The organism is Prevotella sp. OH937_COT-195, assembly GCF_003932845.1.
Classification (GTDB): domain Bacteria; phylum Bacteroidota; class Bacteroidia; order Bacteroidales; family Bacteroidaceae; genus Prevotella.
In genome coordinates, this window is record NZ_RQZH01000125.1 from 1 (window position 1) to 581 (window position 581).

1 tRNA gene and 2 rRNA genes are annotated in these 581 nt (G+C 46.6%); all 3 read left to right on the plus strand.

The features are described from left to right. Positions 1-298 (plus strand): 23S ribosomal RNA (locus EII32_RS11535); the annotation flags it as partial. An 82-nt stretch (positions 299-380) separates the two neighbouring features. Then, positions 381-496: ribosomal RNA gene (gene rrf / locus EII32_RS11540) — 5S ribosomal RNA — on the plus strand. A 5-nt stretch (positions 497-501) separates the two neighbouring features. Continuing rightward, positions 502-575: transfer RNA gene (locus EII32_RS11545), tRNA-Asn, on the plus strand. The last annotated feature ends 6 nt before the right edge of the window (positions 576-581 follow it).

Genomic DNA, 581 nt, shown 5'->3' on the forward strand with positions numbered 1-581 from the left:
GTTCGGTCCCTATCCGTCGCGGGCGTAGGAAATTTGAGAGGATCTGCTCCTAGTACGAGAGGACCAGAGTGGACTTACCGCTGGTGTACCAGTTGTCTTGCCAAAGGCATCGCTGGGTAGCTATGTAGGGAAGGGATAAACGCTGAAAGCATCTAAGTGTGAAGCCCCCCTCAAGATGAGATTTCCCATGATTTAATATCAGTAAGAGCCCTGAGAGATGATCAGGTAGATAGGTTAGGAGTGGAAGTGTGGTGACACATGTAGCGGACTAATACTAATAGCTCGAGGACTTATCCAAAGTAACTGAGACGAATTGACAGCGCGTCGGAAACTTGTTAGAATATATAGGTATTCAATTTTGATTGGATAATCAATCAGAGTTAAGTGATGATAGCCTAGGAGATACACCTGTTCCCATGCCGAACACAGCAGTTAAGCCCTAGAACGCCTGAAGTAGTTGGGGGTTGCCCCCTGTTAGATATGGTAGTCGCTTAGCTTTTATCCGCCATAGCTCAGTTGGTAGTAGCGCATGACTGTTAATCATGATGTCGTAGGTTCGAGTCCTACTGGCGGAGTAAAGA